The following is a 14,112-nucleotide window of genomic DNA, read 5'->3' as shown; positions in this document are numbered from 1 at the left end:
AAGGACAGGCCATTGCAAACCATCAAAGCCGCCGTCTGCCATGCGTTTGACAGCCCACTAAGCGTCGAAGACATACGCCTGCGCGCACCGCAATCCGGCGAGGTCGAAGTCACCTTGGACGCCGTGGCGATCTGCCACTCTGATATCTCTTTTGCCGACGGCGGATGGGGCGGCACCCTGCCTGCCGTCTATGGTCATGAGGCCGCAGGCTGCGTGAGCGCGGTTGGGGAAAACGTCCAAGGGCTTGGGGTTGGCGACAGCGTGGTGGTCACCCTGATCCGGGCTTGCGGCAGTTGCCCCAGTTGCGCCTCTGGCCAGCCGGTCATCTGCGAAACACCGCAAGCGCCCGAAGGTCCGTTACAAACCGCCGACGGAAAACCGCTTTACCAAGCCATGAACACCGGCGGATTTGCCGAAAAGGTGGTCGTGGACCGCTCACAGATCGTGAAAATCTCGCATGACATCCCCAAAGACGCCGCCTGCCTGATCGCCTGCGGCGTCATCACCGGTGTCGGCGCTGTGGTCAATGCAGCGGGGCTGCGCGCGGGGCAAGACGTGGTGGTGATCGGCGCGGGCGGCGTCGGGTTGAACGCTATCCAAGGCGCGCGCATCGCGGGTGCTCGGCGGATCGTGGCGGTCGATATGACCGAAGATAAACTCGCCATCGCCCGCGAATTCGGCGCGACCGACACGGTGCTGGCGACCGAGGCCAAGCCATGGCGCGCGGCACTCCAAGCCATGGGGCGCGGGGCAGATGCCGTGATCGTCACCGTGGGCGCGATCCCCGCCTATGAAACCGCGCCGCGCTACCTTGCCGCCGGGGGCCGGGTGATCATGGTCGGCATGCCCCATAGCGGGGCCGAGGCCAGCTATGAGCCGGTGGTCCTTGCGGCCTTGGGGCAAGGCATGGTTGGTTCCAAAATGGGCGATGTGGTGATCCAGCGGGATATCCCGTGGATGGTTGACCTCTATCTTCAGGGGCGTCTGCAACTCGACAGCCTGATCTCAGGGCGCTGGCGGTTGGATCAGATCAACAAAGCGATTGCCGACACCAAAACCGGTGCCGCGCGGCGCAATGTGATCCTGTTCAATCAACCTGAGTGATTTAGCCCTCCGGCAGGTCGCCAATCAAGATCGCGCGGAAATCATTCACATTGGTCCCGGTGGGGCCGGTGTGAAACAGCGCGTCAATCGCCTCGAACGCCTCGAAGGCATCGTTGCGCTGCAACGCACCGCGCGGATCCACGCCTGCTGCGCGCATCGCGGCTCCTGTCCTTCCATCGACAAAGGCCCCGGCGTTGTCCTCTGATCCGTCGATGCCGTCGGTGTCTGCGGCCAGCGCCGTGATCCCCGCCTGCCCCTCCATCGCAAGGGCCAGCGACAGGGCAAACTCACTGTTGCGCCCGCCCCGGCCCTTGTGACGCAGCGTGACCGTCGTCTCTCCGCCCGAAAGCAAAACCAGCGGCGCGAGATGGGGAAAGCCGCTTTCTTGCGCCTGCCGGGCCAAGGCCGCATGAACCAGCGCCACCTCCCGCGCCTCGCCCTCGACCGCGTCAGACAGAACCCAAGCGTTCACGCCACGCCCGCGGGCAGCCTCGGCAGCGGCGGCGAGCGATAGGCCCGCAGAGGCAATGATATGCGTAGTTGTGTTACTGGGTGCGTCTTGCGCAGGCTGCTGCGCGGCTTCTTTTAGATACGCCATACAACGAGACGGCAGCTCCAGCCCACGCGCCGCAACCTCCTCCAGCACCTCTTCCGCAGACCGCCGTCCCGGCACGGTAGGGCCAGAGGCGACAGCCCCCGGATCATCCCCCGGCACATCCGAAACAATAAGGCTAATCACCTGAGCCGGATACGCCAGTTCTGCCAAACGCCCGCCATTGACCGTGCTGAACTGCTTGCGGATGTCATTCATGACCGAGATCGGCGCGCCGGACGCCAAGAGCGCAGAGTTCAATTCCTGCAAATCTGCCAACGTCAGCCCCTCGGGCGGCGCGGGCAACAGCGATGACCCTCCGCCACAGATCAATGCAATCACCTGATCCTCTGGCCCTAAGCCCTGCACCGCATCTTGCAAGGCCCGTGTGGCCTCTACCCCGGCTTGGTCGGGCACGGGATGGGCGGCTTCCAACACTTTGATGCGAGGACAAGACGCGCCATAGCCATAGCGTGTCACCACGACACCTTCATATGGATGCGGCCAAAGTGCCTCGAAGGTCTGCGCCAGTTGCGCGGCCCCCTTGCCCGCCCCGATTACCACCGTGCGCCCCTTGGCCGGGGGCGGCAGCATATCGGGCAAGATGCCACGCGGGTCGGCGGCGGCGACGGCAGTGTCAAAAAGGTCCACGAGGAACTGGCGTTTCGGGTCATCAAGTTGGGTCATTGGGCACTCCGGCTGCTGCGGCGATCATGGCCGCGCGGGGCGTACTGTCAATCCGGCAGGGGTTGATCCCGATGCACAAACAAAGAGTTCCGCGCCCCCAGCAAGCCGAAATCCGGGTCTTGGCAAAGGCCCAACGGCAGTTCTTTGCGCCATGTGCTATGCCGCCCGCCCGCATTAAATGCCGCCAGAAAGGCATCGTCGAAGATCCACTCATTCTGCTGCGCGACACCGCCGGTCACAAAAACCCCGCCACGCGCGCCCATGACCAACCCCAAATCACCCGCGACACCGCCCAGATAGCGCACCATTAACTCCACCGCGCGGCAAGCGTTGGCGTCGCTTTTGGCCTTAGCCGCTGCAAAGATCGCCGCGGCACTCTCTAGGTCTACCGCCTCGCCCCGTGCCTCTGCGATGGCGCGGTACCAATATGGCATTCCGGTGCCGGACAGGATCGCTTCGGCCTCGACCGCCAATTGGTCGCCCAACTGGACCTCTGGCCATAAAGTAACCAACGCCCTGAAATAATCAATTTCCTCGGCGCTATGCGGGGTCAGGCGCACATGACCGCCTTCGCCCGGCACTGCCGTAGGTCGATTGCCGTGCCAAACCAAAGCACCAACCCCCAAGCCCGTTCCCGGCCCAATGATCACCCGTGGCCCCGGCTGCGCCTCTGGGCCGCCCTGAAGATAGGTCACTTTCGCCGGGTCAAGCGTGGCCAGTGACCATGCCGCCGCCTCGAAATCATTCAGCAGCAACACCTCTGATGGCGCGACCTTACATGCCGCCGCCAGATCATCGCGCGAAATACTGCGGTCGGCGTTTGTCATCCGCACCTGCCCGTCGACAACCACCCCGGCCACCGCCACGGCAACCCCTTCCGGCGCACTGCCCATCTTAGCACATAACGCGGCACAAACCTCGGGCAGCGCGGTTAGAGCATCGGTGGGATGCGCGCTTCGGGCTTGCAAGTTGCCTGCCATATCAACCGCCGCCAGCCGCAGATTGGTGCCGCCGATGTCCCCCACGAGATACCACATATGTTTGCCCTGATGCCTTTAATGCTGTCGCTAGATGACCCGCGCAATCAGCAAAGGTCAAACGGCAAAAGGCCCGAAAGCAATCTGCTTCCGGGCCTTGACCCCGTGCGGGGCGCTTATGTCTTAGTCGGGTGCAACAGGCACGGTGGCCGTGTCGTCGCCCTCAATCCCGGTGCCATCGTCGACGATTACTTCGTCTTCGGTTCCGGGGGCCGTCGCGACTTCTTCACCGGTCCAGAATACAATGATCCCGATGCCAAAGAGCACAACGATCGCCATGCCGATCAACGGCCATTTGTGACGGTTTTCTTGCTTCTTCAGATTTGTGTCTGGTGGACTCATGATCCGCTCCCTTTCGCTTACCCCGGTCAGTGATGTGCAACGCGCCCAGCGCGGCCCTTGTTACAGAGCAAACCCAATGGCCCGCGCCAAAGTTCCCTAGGGCCGGAAGGTTTCACAATAGCGCCGTCAATTCTGCCATCGCACGGCGGTAACCCGCTACAATATCATCGCGTTGCCGATGCCGCCCGCCTGATACCGCATGACGCCCCGCTGACCAGACATCAGTGACCACCCGGTCCTTCGCCGCAAAGACCAGCCCATCAAGAAATTGATCTGCCCGCAGCGCACAAAGCGCCGGGTCTTGGCTGTCGATTGCTGTCAGATCAGCCCATTCGCCTACCGCAATCTCGCCCCGCCCCCGGCCAAGTGCCTGCGCCCCGCCGCGGGCGGCCCCGGTATAAAGCGCCTCGCCGACCGAGCCTTCGTCCGGCACCATCACATTGCGCGCCAGATCGCGCAGGCGTTGGGAATACTCCAAAGTGCGCAACTCTTCGGTCAATGAAATCAGCACGTTAGAATCCGACCCAATGCCAAACCGCCCTCCTGCGGCGAGGTAGCCCGGCCCGTTGAACGGCCCATCGCCCAAATTCGCCTCTGTCACCGGGCAGAGCCCCGCCACCGCGCCGGTGCGGGCCATGGCCGCCGTCTCTGCTTCGGTCATATGAGTCGCATGGATCAGGCACCAACTCTCGTTCACCTCAGCGTTCGCCAGCAACCAGTCTACCGGCCGCGCGCCGAGCCAGTCCGAGACGTCTGCGACTTCCTTAGGCTGTTCGGCGATGTGGATATGAGTCGGCACCTCGGGATGCGCGGCCAGCACCTCGGCCAGTTCCGCCGGGGCTGTGGCGCGCAGCGAATGCGGCGCGATGCCCACACGACAGTCTGGGGCGAGATCATCCACCGCCCGTTTCGCTCGCTCCACCAGCGCATTGAACTGCGCCACCCCATTGCCAAAACGCGCCTGCCCCGCCTGCAAGGGCACCTGCCCCGCGCCGCCATAGGTATAGAGCACCGGCAGATGGATCAGGCCGATCCCCGTCTCCGCCGCCGCCGCCGCGATCCGGGCCGAGAGCTCCCCCAGATCATCATAGGGCGTGCCGTCGGGCTGGTGATGCAGGTAATGAAACTCGCCCACGCTGGCAAAACCCGCCTCTTGCATCTCAAGGAAAACAAAGGCGGCGATGGCCTCAATATGTGCGGGCGTAAGATGGGCGGTAAAGCGGTACATCAGGTCACGCCACGTCCAAAAGCTGTCTTTGCCCGCCCTGCGCGCCTCGGTCATCCCGGCCATGGCGTGTTGAAAGCTGTGACTGTGCAGGTTGGCGAGCGCGGGCAGCAGGGTCTCGACGCGGCTGTCGTCAGGATGCGGCGTCTGACCGGTCTGCACCGCCGTGATGCGGCCCTCTGCCACCGTAATCCGAACGTCCCGCGCCCAGCCCTGCGGCAGTTTTGCGTGTTTGGCGAAAATCATTTGACGGCCTTTCGTTTTTTTATGTATAGACATATAACAATTAAAACCGCGTTAGAAAAGTAAAACCTCAGGAGGGGGCGATAGAGATGACAGAGCATGACCGGGTCTTGATCGACCTCACCGCCGCGACCTTGGACGGCGCGGAACCCTATGGAATGATTGAGAATGCAGCGATTGCGATTGCCGGCAGCCAGATCGCATGGGTCGGCCCGCGCGTTGAACTGCCACGCGCCTACCGCGACCAGCCGACAGAATCGCTCGGCCACCGCCTCGTCACCCCCGGTCTGATCGACTGCCACACCCATATCGTCCACGGCGGCGACCGCGCGCGTGAATTCGAGATGCGGCTGGAAGGGGCCAGCTATGAGGAAATCGCCCGCGCCGGGGGCGGCATCGTCTCAACCGTCACCGCCACCCGCGCCGCCAGTGAGGCCGACCTGCTGGCCGATGCCCTGCGCCGCGTCGATGTGCTGATCGCCGAAGGCGTCACGGGGATCGAGATCAAATCCGGTTACGGTCTGGATATCGACACCGAGCTGCGCATGCTCCGCAGCGCCCGCGCCGTGGGCCACCAGCGCCCGATCCGGGTGCGCACCACCTTCCTCGGCGCCCATGCCACGCCTACCGAATACGCAGGGCGTGACGACGCCTATATCGACGAGGTCTGCATCCCCGCCCTGCGCGCCGCCCATGCCGAAGGGCTGGTCGATGCAGTTGATGGGTTCTGCGAGGGCATCGCCTTTCAGCCCGCCCAGATCGCGCGCGTGTTCGATGTGGCGCGGGAATTGGGCCTGCCGGTCAAACTCCACGCCGAACAACTGTCTAACCTCGGCGGCGCGAAACTCGCGGCCTCCTATGGCGCGCTGTCGGCGGATCATATCGAGTACCTTGACGCGGACGGCGTGAAAGCGATGGCCGAGGCCGGCACTGTCGCGGTTATCCTGCCCGGTGCGTTTTATACCCTACGCGAAACCCAAGCGCCCCCGATTGATCTGCTGCGCAAACACGGCGTGCCGATGGCGCTGGCGACGGATATCAACCCCGGGTCTTCGCCGCTCAACTCCCTCCTCCTGACGCTTAACATGGGCTGCACCCTGTTCCGCATGACGCCCGAAGAGGCGCTGCGCGGCGCCACGCAACATGCCGCCCGCGCGCTTGGGCTGGACGATTGCGCCATGATCCGCCCCGGCCTGCGCGCCGACCTCGCGGTCTGGGACATTAAACACCCTGCCGAGCTTGCCTATCGCATCGGCTTCAACCCGCTTCATTCTCGCATTTTCGGAGGCCAATCGTGACCACCCTGACCCTCACCCCCGGCGCGGCCACTTTGGACGATCTGGCCCGCATCTACCGCGAAGAGGCATCGGTGAGGCTCGACCCCGCCTGCCGCCCGGCGATTGAGCTGGCCCATGCGCGCATCGCCAAAGCGGTGGCGGGAGAGGATGCCGTCTACGGCGTGAACACCGGTTTCGGCAAGCTCGCCTCGGTCAAAATCGCCTCGGAAGACACGGCCACCCTGCAACGCAACCTGATCCTGTCACATTGCTGCGGCGTTGGCCCCGCGATCCCGCGCGGCCATGCGCGGCTCTTGATGGCGCTCAAACTACTGAGCCTCGGGCGCGGTGCCTCGGGCGTGCGGCTTGAGGTCGTGGACCTGATCGAAGCCATGCTGGAGCGGGGCGTGACCCCGGTGATCCCGGCGCAAGGCTCTGTTGGTGCCTCGGGCGATCTGGCCCCCTTGGCCCATATGGCCGCCGCGATGATGGGCCACGGCGAGGCGGAATTTGAGGGCCGCGTCATGCCCGGCGGCGAGGCGCTGGCCGCCGCGGGTCTCACCCCGCTTGAGTTCGGCCCCAAGGAAGGGCTGGCGCTGATCAATGGCACGCAATTTTCGACCGCCTTCGCGCTGGCGGGGTTGTTTGACGCATGGCGGGCCGCAAGTTCGGCGCTAGTGATCTCGGCCCTGTCGACCGATGCGATCATGGGCTCCACCGCGCCGCTTCAACCCGAGATCCACGCCCTGCGCGGCCATCGCGGCCAGATCGAGGCGGGCGAGACGATGCGTGCCCTGCTCAACGGCTCGGATATCCGCGAGAGCCACGTGGCGAATGACGCCCGCGTGCAAGACCCCTATTGCATCCGTTGCCAGCCACAGGTGACCGGGGCCGCAATGGACGTGCTGCGCATGGCCGCCCGCACGCTTGAGGTCGAAGCCAATGCCGCCACCGACAACCCGCTGGTGCTGGTCGGCGCAGACCTGATCGTCTCTGGCGGTAATTTCCATGCCGAACCGGTGGGCTTCGCCGCCGATATGATCGCGCTGGCCGTGGCCGAGATCGGCGCCATCGCGCAGCGCCGCGTGGCGCTGATCGTCGACCCGGTGCTCAGCTTCAACCTGCCGCCCTTCCTGACGCCAAACCCCGGCCTCAACAGCGGCTATATGATTGCCGAAGTGACCACCGCTGCGCTGATGAGCGAGAACAAACACCTCGCCAATCCTTGCGTCACCGACAGCACGCCGACTTCGGCCAACCAAGAGGATCACGTCAGTATGGCCGCCCATGGCGCACGGCGGTTGGGGCAGATGATCGACAATCTCAACCGTATCCTCGGCGTGGAACTGCTCTGCGCCGCGCAGGGCATCGACTTTCGCGCGCCGCTGGCCACCAGCGAGACTTTGCAGCGCGTGGTGACACGGGTGCGCAAGGATGTCGCGACGCTGGATGAAGACCGCTACCTCGCCCCCGATCTGGAACGCTCGGCACGGATGGTGGCCGGAGGTGAGATCACCCGCGCCGCCGCCATCGAAATGCCGGAGCTTTCCACATGACCCCGGTAGAGATCACCCGCGGCGACAGCCCTATCGTGCTCGGCCTGCCACATACCGGCACCGATCTGCCCGACACGGTGCGCCGCGATCTCAACCCGCGCGGGCGCGAACTGGCGGATACCGATTGGCATATCCATCACCTTTACGAAGGGCTGTTGCCCGGCGCGACAACCGTGCGCGCGACCTTCCACCGCTATGTGATCGACGCCAACCGCGACCCTTCGGGCGCATCGCTCTACCCCGGCCAAAACACCACCGGGCTGGTGCCGCTGACGGATTTCGACGGGCAGGACACTTGGACAACCCCGCCCGATGACGCCGAGATTGAGACCCGCCGTGCTGCCTATCATGCACCCTATCACGCGGCGCTTGAGGCGGAACTGGCCCGCGTCCGCGACCTGCATGGGGTCGCAATCCTCTATGACTGCCACTCGATCCGCTCGCTGATCCCGTTCCTCTTTGACGGCCCGCTGCCCGATTTCAACATCGGGACGAACCTCGGCTCCACCTGCGCGCCTGAGATCGAAGCCGCCGTCGCGGAGATCTGCGCCGCCGCCCCCGGCTATACCTCTGTCACCAACGGACGTTTCAAAGGCGGCTGGACCACGCGGCACTATGGCCGCCCCGCCGAAGGGATCCACGCGATCCAGATGGAACTGGCGCAGAGCAGCTACCTCAGCGTCGAATCCCCGCCCTGGCCCTATGACCCCGAAAAATCTGCGCGCCTGCGCGTGCACCTGACCGACATTCTGACAACTCTGGCCGCGATGGCCCCTACCCTGAAAGGCACAGCATGAGCGATCCGCGCAAGAACACCCGTGACGTCTATCCTGCCACCGGCACCGAGCTTTCGGCGAAAAGCTGGCTTACCGAAGCGCCCCTGCGGATGCTGATGAACAACCTACATCCAGATGTCGCCGAGAACCCGCATGAGCTGGTCGTCTACGGTGGCATCGGGCGCGCCGCGCGGACGTGGAAGGACTATGACCAGATCGTCGCCTCGCTCCGCGCGCTCGAAGACGACCAAACGCTGCTCGTGCAATCGGGCAAGCCCGTGGGTGTCTTCCAAACCCACAAAGACGCCCCGCGCGTGTTGATCGCCAACTCCAACCTCGTGCCGCATTGGGCGAATTGGGATCACTTTAACGAGCTCGATAAAAAGGGTCTGGCGATGTACGGCCAGATGACCGCCGGATCGTGGATCTACATCGGCTCGCAAGGCATCGTGCAGGGCACCTATGAGACCTTCGGGGAGGCAGGCCGCCAGCACTATGGCGGCGACCTCAAAGGCAAATGGATCCTCACCGGGGGTTTGGGCGGCATGGGCGGTGCGCAGCCCTTGGCGGCTGTCATGGCCGGGGCCTGCTGTCTGGCGGTGGAGTGCAACCCCGACAGCATCGATTTCCGCCTGCGCACCCGCTACGTCGACGAAAAGACCGACAGCCTTGATGAGGCGCTGGCGATGATCGACCGCTGGACCGCAGCCGGAGAGGCGAAGTCCGTGGCCCTCTTGGGCAATGCCGCCGATGTCTTCCCCGAACTGGTGAAACGCGGGGTCCGCCCCGATATCGTCACCGATCAAACCTCGGCCCATGACCCGGTGAACGGCTACCTGCCACAGGGTTGGAGCATGGCCGAATGGCGCGAAAAACGCGAGAGCGACCCCAAAGCGGTCGAAAAGGCCGCCCGCGCCTCGATGAAGCTGCAGGTGCAGGCGATGGTCGATTTCCACGCCGCGGGCATCCCCACGGTCGACTACGGCAATAACATCCGTCAGATGGCGCTGGAGGAAGGGTTGCAGAACGCCTTCGACTTCCCCGGCTTTGTCCCCGCCTACATTCGCCCGCTGTTCTGCCGGGGCGTGGGGCCGTTCCGCTGGGCGGCACTCTCGGGCGATCCTGAGGATATTTATAAGACCGATGCCAAGGTGAAGGAAATCCTCTCCGAAGACACACATCTGCACAACTGGCTCGACATGGCGCGGGAGCGTATCTCTTTCCAAGGGCTGCCCGCACGGATCTGCTGGGTGGGTCTCGGCGTGCGCCACCGCCTCGGTCTTGCCTTCAACGAGATGGTCCGCACTGGCGAGCTGAGCGCGCCGGTCGTGATAGGCCGCGATCACCTCGACAGCGGCTCCGTCGCCTCGCCCAACCGCGAGACGGAGGCGATGAAAGACGGCTCTGACGCCGTGTCGGATTGGCCGCTGCTGAACGCGCTTTTGAACACTGCCTCGGGCGCCACATGGGTGTCGCTGCACCACGGCGGCGGGGTCGGCATGGGCTTCTCGCAGCATTCCGGCATGGTGATCTGCTGTGACGGGTCCGAAGACGCCGACCGTCGCATCGAAAGGGTGCTGTGGAACGACCCGGCGACGGGCGTGATGCGCCATGCGGATGCGGGCTATGACGAAGCGCTTGATTGCGCCCGCGAACACGGGCTGAACCTGCCGGGCATCCTTTGAACCTCACGCGCCGCCTTAGCGTGGCGGCGCATCAATAGCGGGTTGTCAGCCGGTGACCGGGGCGATGGGACAGGCGCACATAGGTCACCGCCTGCCCCTCCCACCACGTCGAACGCTCGACCGTGAAAACCGGATCGCCTAGGGCGCAGCCGAGATACTCGCTCAGCCGCTGATCGGCCAGTCCGGCAGAGAGGCTGATTTCCACATCCGAAAAGGGTATCGCCGAGATCAGCCATTCGTTTGGCCCCACCTCTGCGAAATCCTCCTCTCGCGCCTGCGGCAGGGTCGCAAGGTTGATCCAGCGGTCTTCATATTGATAGGGATCGCCGTCGGCGTAATGCATACAGACCAGATGCAACACCTCACCACCCGCGTCCAGTTTCAGCCGCGCGCGCAGCCAGTCCGGCGCAGGCTCAACCGCGTGGCTGACCAGCGAATAGCGATAATCAGCGCCCTTCTCTTCGATCTCGGCTCGAACCAGCGGAATGTCAAAGCGCGCCTGCCGCACCGGGGCCATCCGCACCCGCGTCCCGGCCTTGCGGCGGCGCTCGATAAACCCCTCATCGGCCAATTCGCGCATGGCGCGGTTGACCGTCGCGCGGGCGCAGCCATAGGTCTCGGCCAGATCGACCTCATTGGGCACAAGACTGCCCAGAGGCCACTCACCCTTGGTGATCTTTGACAGGATGTCGGTTTTGACATCCCGGTAGGTGACTTTCATAAGAACGGCCCTGCTGGGTTCATGACTGTTTTATCAAGCATTACACTAGGTCAAAGCATAGCCCAAGCGCCACAAAGGCGCCGCCGGGGGGAAATCGCCGGGGCGGCGCCATGGCTCTTGCCTCGCCCGGCGTTTGCTGAAAAGTTGCTGGCCACGCAGTCTCCTGATCCCGAAAGGCCACCCATGCGCGCTCAGCCCTTGAACTTCCGCACCGCCGCTTTGTTGCTGGGCTTTGGCCTGCTTGCCGCCTGCGGTGGCAAAGAGACGGAGTTGGTCGCAGTGCCGGGGGACGAGCTCGAATGTATGGCCCGCGCGATGTATTTCGAATCCAACCGGTCAAGCCGTGATGGGATGATCGCCGTGGGTAATGTGGTGATGAACCGGGTCCACTCAGAGGCGTTCCCAAATACGGTCTGCGGGGTGGTGGGCCAGCCCAAACAATTCGCCCCCGGCGTTATGACCAAACCGATGAACGACCGTTCTGCGCCGCTGGCCCGCGCGTCTGCATTGGCGGTCCTTCAGGGCGAACGGCACCCCAAGGTCACCCGCGCCAAATTCTTCCACGCTGCGTGGTACAAAGCGAATTACAACAACATGCATTATGTGGTGACGGCGGGCGGTAACGCCTTTTATGAAAAGCGTCGCCCCGAACTGGTGACCACCCCCAACCCGCTGCCGCCGCTCGAAGGCATCACGCCGCATTGACGCTTACATTTAGCCACCTGCGACCAAGATCAGCACTAGGTAGCGCCCCCCTTTGGCAAAGGTGACGATCACCAGAAATCGCCAAATCGGTTCGCGCAGCATGCCTGCGGCCAAGGTCAGCGGGTCACCGATAATCGGCACCCAACTGGCCAGCAGGCTCCAATAGCCCCAACGCCGATACCAGCCAGAGGCGCGGGCCATCTGCTTGGCCGAAAAGGGAAACCAGCGGTGATCGGCAAAATGGATGAGGTAGCGCCCCAGCAGCCAGTTCATCACCGACCCCAGAACATTGCCCAGCGTCGCCACCAGCCACAGCAGCGCGGTCGCATGCCCGCCGGACCACATCAGCCCCAACAGTAACGCTTCGGATTGTGCGGGGATTAACGTCGCCGCCAGCAACGCCGCAAAAAACAGGCTCGACAGCGCCAACATGTCAGCGGTCAAACGGGTGAAAAGAGCGCGGGCCAAACATGGCGCGTTCGTAAAGGCCGCCTCACGCCAGAGCAAGCCAGCAAAGTTTGCCCCGCAGCGCGCTATGAGCTGTCCAAGACGGGCAGATCACTTGGTCAGGATCAATTTCCCCGCCCGTGTGATGCGCAGCGTATAGGTCTGACCATCAAGAACGATATTGGCTGTGGTGCCGTTAGGGACCAGCGCGCGGGCGTCATGAACAGCCGCCTCAACTGGTTGGCTCGCAGGCGATGGATCGGGCAGCTTTTGCATCAGGCTCATCGTTCTTCTCCGATTTGGTGCGTACGTTGCAGATCAATAAGGTGCTCAAGCGCGATCCCATCACAGGGGCCGTGGTCAACATTGTTCAGCGCGATATCGCGCCAGCTGTTGCTGGGCGGGGTGCGTAGCCGGGCATGGGCCATTGGCTCGGGCGTGGTCACGGGTGTCCTCACGGGGCGGGCTCCTTTCCATTGACATCCGGGCTGCCGAACAGGCGGTGGCTTGGACGGTTGCGGCGTAAATTGCTTAACTTTCCGGCAAAACAACCGGGCACATGTGAACGCTACTTAATCCGATTATTTTAGTCAAGTATAGAAACCGCGCCTTTCAACGCTCACACTGAACGGGGCGCCTCAATCTTTTGGATGGCTTGAAACCCTTCGAAACGCGGCGATCCCTCATGCAGTTTGCGCGTTTGCCCCGCACGGGAATGCGCCGCACGAAAAGCGCCGCTTGTGGTCCAAGCGCGGAAATGCGCCTCGCTCTCCCATACAGTATGCGAGGCATAGAGGATCTCCCCCTCCTCCTCCGGCCCTTTGAGCATGTGGAAAGAGACGAACCCTTCGGTATCTTTCAAACGGCTCTCGCGGTTCAGCCAAAGGTCTTCGAAAGCGGCAGCGTTTTCCAGCAAGACGGTGAAAAGGTTCATGGCAAGATACATGGGATATCCTTTAGCTTTTGGTCAGGGATTTACAGGGGTCTTCCCGTGCGACAGGCGGGATGAGATGTGTCTCATCGAAAGGCGTATCGCCTGCTGCTTCGACAAAGCCGATGGCGTGGGTCGTCACCTCGGGCGCGGCTTGGGCGATGAGGGCCGGAATCCCCCAATCGGTGCGCGCGTGACCATTGCCCACGATGACGGCCACGGGTGCGCCGTAGGTCTCCAGCGCGTCCAGTGCCGCGCGGGCGAATGTGGCGTCGCGGTAGCGCTGCACGGCAACCATCCCCCCCATCATCTCACGCGGCATGGCATTGCAATGCGCTGCAAACTGCCCTTCAACCCGCGCGGCGTGCTGATCTTCAGGCAGCGGCTGATCAAGGCCAAAGCGCGCCGCTTCAGGCCCAAAAAGCGCAGCTGGCCCATCATTAAAAACGCTGCGCACCGCCTCGCGCGGGGCTGCAGCACCGATGATACGCGCCGCGCCCAAAGCGTCAAAGATTGGTGCATAGATTTTGAAGTCTTGCCAACCGCTCGCGCTCCACGCCTGTGCAATCTGGCTGCGGTCGGCATCGGCTTTGGCGGCTTCTTCGGCGGTTAGCATCTCGAACACAACAGCCGTAGGGCGTAACGCCTTCACCGCGGCAGCTTGTTCTAAATGGGCGTGCGAATTGTCATGCACCTCGCCCAAGATCACGATATCGGCGGATGGATCAGCCCCGGCAGACATTGCAAAGCAAAGCAGAAAAGCGGTTAGGCGCATGGGCGTCCT

The 14,112-nt window shown here is 63.5% G+C and carries 16 protein-coding genes; 6 read left to right on the top strand and 10 right to left on the bottom strand.

What is annotated here, in order from left to right; all coding sequences use genetic code 11:
- Positions 1-12 precede the first annotated feature (12 nt).
- Entirely contained in the window at positions 13-1,104 is a 1,092-nt protein-coding gene (locus BM229_RS15525; protein ID WP_093928531.1) for a Zn-dependent alcohol dehydrogenase, read from the top strand.
- Between the two features lies 1 nt (position 1,105).
- Here BM229_RS15525 and BM229_RS15520 read toward each other — a convergent pair whose 3' ends face one another.
- From BM229_RS15520 to BM229_RS15505, 4 genes are all read right to left on the bottom strand, one after another.
- Positions 1,106-2,383, bottom strand: coding sequence for a glycerate kinase type-2 family protein (locus BM229_RS15520; protein WP_093928530.1), 1,278 nt, complete (start codon positions 2,381-2,383; stop codon positions 1,106-1,108).
- A gap of 47 nt (positions 2,384-2,430) precedes the next feature.
- Positions 2,431-3,420, bottom strand: coding sequence for a glucokinase (locus BM229_RS15515; RefSeq protein WP_093928529.1), 990 nt, complete (start codon positions 3,418-3,420; stop codon positions 2,431-2,433).
- A 123-nt stretch (positions 3,421-3,543) separates the two neighbouring features.
- The gene (locus tag BM229_RS15510) at positions 3,544-3,762 is read right to left on the bottom strand and encodes a hypothetical protein (RefSeq protein ID WP_093928528.1); all 219 of its coding nucleotides are present in this window, start codon (positions 3,760-3,762) and stop codon (positions 3,544-3,546) included.
- Between the two features lie 112 nt (positions 3,763-3,874).
- Positions 3,875-5,233 (bottom strand): formimidoylglutamate deiminase, encoded by a 1,359-nt coding sequence (locus BM229_RS15505; protein ID WP_093928527.1) that lies wholly within the window; start codon positions 5,231-5,233, stop codon positions 3,875-3,877.
- Positions 5,234-5,319: 86 nt separating this feature from the next.
- On the opposite strand from BM229_RS15505, the gene hutI reads away from it, so the two are divergent.
- Genes hutI through hutU form a run of 4 tightly spaced genes read left to right on the top strand, consistent with a single transcriptional unit; the run spans position 5,320 to position 10,524 of the window.
- Positions 5,320-6,528: an imidazolonepropionase gene (hutI, locus tag BM229_RS15500; RefSeq protein ID WP_093928526.1), complete on the top strand. Its 1,209-nt coding sequence runs from the start codon at positions 5,320-5,322 to the stop codon at positions 6,526-6,528.
- On the top strand, positions 6,525-8,063 hold the full coding sequence (hutH, locus tag BM229_RS15495; protein WP_093928525.1) for a histidine ammonia-lyase: 1,539 nt from the start codon (positions 6,525-6,527) through the stop codon (positions 8,061-8,063). The genes hutI and hutH overlap by 4 nt, the downstream gene beginning before the upstream one ends.
- The gene (gene hutG / locus BM229_RS15490) at positions 8,060-8,860 is read left to right on the top strand and encodes an N-formylglutamate deformylase (RefSeq protein WP_093928524.1); all 801 of its coding nucleotides are present in this window, start codon (positions 8,060-8,062) and stop codon (positions 8,858-8,860) included. Before hutH ends, hutG begins: the two co-directional genes overlap by 4 nt.
- Entirely contained in the window at positions 8,857-10,524 is a 1,668-nt protein-coding gene (gene hutU, locus BM229_RS15485) for a urocanate hydratase (RefSeq protein WP_093928523.1), read from the top strand. The genes hutG and hutU overlap by 4 nt, the downstream gene beginning before the upstream one ends.
- A 31-nt stretch (positions 10,525-10,555) precedes the next feature.
- Here the strand turns inward: hutU and BM229_RS15480 are convergent, their stop codons facing one another.
- Positions 10,556-11,245: a UTRA domain-containing protein gene (locus BM229_RS15480; RefSeq protein WP_093928522.1), complete on the bottom strand. Its 690-nt coding sequence runs from the start codon at positions 11,243-11,245 to the stop codon at positions 10,556-10,558.
- 183 nt (positions 11,246-11,428) lie between these two features.
- On the opposite strand from BM229_RS15480, the gene BM229_RS15475 reads away from it, so the two are divergent.
- The gene (locus tag BM229_RS15475) at positions 11,429-11,950 is read left to right on the top strand and encodes a cell wall hydrolase (RefSeq protein ID WP_093928521.1); all 522 of its coding nucleotides are present in this window, start codon (positions 11,429-11,431) and stop codon (positions 11,948-11,950) included.
- A gap of 9 nt (positions 11,951-11,959) precedes the next feature.
- On the opposite strand, the gene BM229_RS15470 is transcribed toward BM229_RS15475, so the two are convergent.
- The 5 genes from BM229_RS15470 to BM229_RS15455 all read right to left on the bottom strand — a co-directional run bounded on the left by BM229_RS15470 (position 11,960) and on the right by BM229_RS15455 (position 14,103).
- Positions 11,960-12,418 (bottom strand): YqaA family protein, encoded by a 459-nt coding sequence (locus tag BM229_RS15470; protein WP_476755914.1) that lies wholly within the window; start codon positions 12,416-12,418, stop codon positions 11,960-11,962.
- A gap of 90 nt (positions 12,419-12,508) precedes the next feature.
- Positions 12,509-12,673, bottom strand: a complete 165-nt coding sequence (locus tag BM229_RS15465; protein WP_093928631.1) for a hemin uptake protein HemP — start codon at positions 12,671-12,673, stop codon at positions 12,509-12,511.
- 5 nt (positions 12,674-12,678) lie between these two features.
- A complete protein-coding gene (locus BM229_RS18280) occupies positions 12,679-12,855 on the bottom strand; it encodes a hypothetical protein (protein ID WP_167360268.1) in 177 nt (58 codons plus the stop codon).
- Positions 12,856-13,016: 161 nt separating this feature from the next.
- A complete protein-coding gene (gene hmuQ / locus BM229_RS15460) occupies positions 13,017-13,343 on the bottom strand; it encodes a heme-degrading protein HmuQ (RefSeq protein WP_093928519.1) in 327 nt (108 codons plus the stop codon).
- Positions 13,344-13,353: 10 nt separating this feature from the next.
- Positions 13,354-14,103: a ChaN family lipoprotein gene (locus BM229_RS15455; RefSeq protein ID WP_244152219.1), complete on the bottom strand. Its 750-nt coding sequence runs from the start codon at positions 14,101-14,103 to the stop codon at positions 13,354-13,356.
- Positions 14,104-14,112 lie beyond the last annotated feature (9 nt).

Source organism: Sulfitobacter dubius (genome assembly GCF_900113435.1).
Classification (GTDB): Bacteria; Pseudomonadota; Alphaproteobacteria; order Rhodobacterales; family Rhodobacteraceae; genus Sulfitobacter; species Sulfitobacter dubius.
This window is presented reverse-complemented; position numbering and strand designations above follow the sequence as displayed.

What these genes read in the sequence shown, in the direction of transcription:
- BM229_RS15520 (WP_093928530.1), bottom strand. Translation starts at nt 2,383, where the DNA reads ATGACCCAACTTGATGACCCGAAACGCCAGTTCCTCGTGGACCTTTTT.
- BM229_RS15515 (WP_093928529.1), bottom strand. Translation starts at nt 3,420, where the DNA reads ATGTGGTATCTCGTGGGGGACATCGGCGGCACCAATCTGCGGCTGGCG.
- BM229_RS15510 (WP_093928528.1), bottom strand. Translation starts at nt 3,762, where the DNA reads ATGAGTCCACCAGACACAAATCTGAAGAAGCAAGAAAACCGTCACAAA.
- BM229_RS15505 (WP_093928527.1), bottom strand. Translation starts at nt 5,233, where the DNA reads ATGATTTTCGCCAAACACGCAAAACTGCCGCAGGGCTGGGCGCGGGAC.
- hutI (WP_093928526.1), top strand. Translation starts at nt 5,320, where the DNA reads ATGACAGAGCATGACCGGGTCTTGATCGACCTCACCGCCGCGACCTTG.
- hutG (WP_093928524.1), top strand. Translation starts at nt 8,060, where the DNA reads ATGACCCCGGTAGAGATCACCCGCGGCGACAGCCCTATCGTGCTCGGC.
- hutU (WP_093928523.1), top strand. Translation starts at nt 8,857, where the DNA reads ATGAGCGATCCGCGCAAGAACACCCGTGACGTCTATCCTGCCACCGGC.
- BM229_RS15480 (WP_093928522.1), bottom strand. Translation starts at nt 11,245, where the DNA reads ATGAAAGTCACCTACCGGGATGTCAAAACCGACATCCTGTCAAAGATC.
- BM229_RS15475 (WP_093928521.1), top strand. Translation starts at nt 11,429, where the DNA reads ATGCGCGCTCAGCCCTTGAACTTCCGCACCGCCGCTTTGTTGCTGGGC.
- BM229_RS15465 (WP_093928631.1), bottom strand. Translation starts at nt 12,673, where the DNA reads ATGCAAAAGCTGCCCGATCCATCGCCTGCGAGCCAACCAGTTGAGGCG.
- hmuQ (WP_093928519.1), bottom strand. Translation starts at nt 13,343, where the DNA reads ATGTATCTTGCCATGAACCTTTTCACCGTCTTGCTGGAAAACGCTGCC.
- BM229_RS15455 (WP_244152219.1), bottom strand. Translation starts at nt 14,103, where the DNA reads ATGCGCCTAACCGCTTTTCTGCTTTGCTTTGCAATGTCTGCCGGGGCT.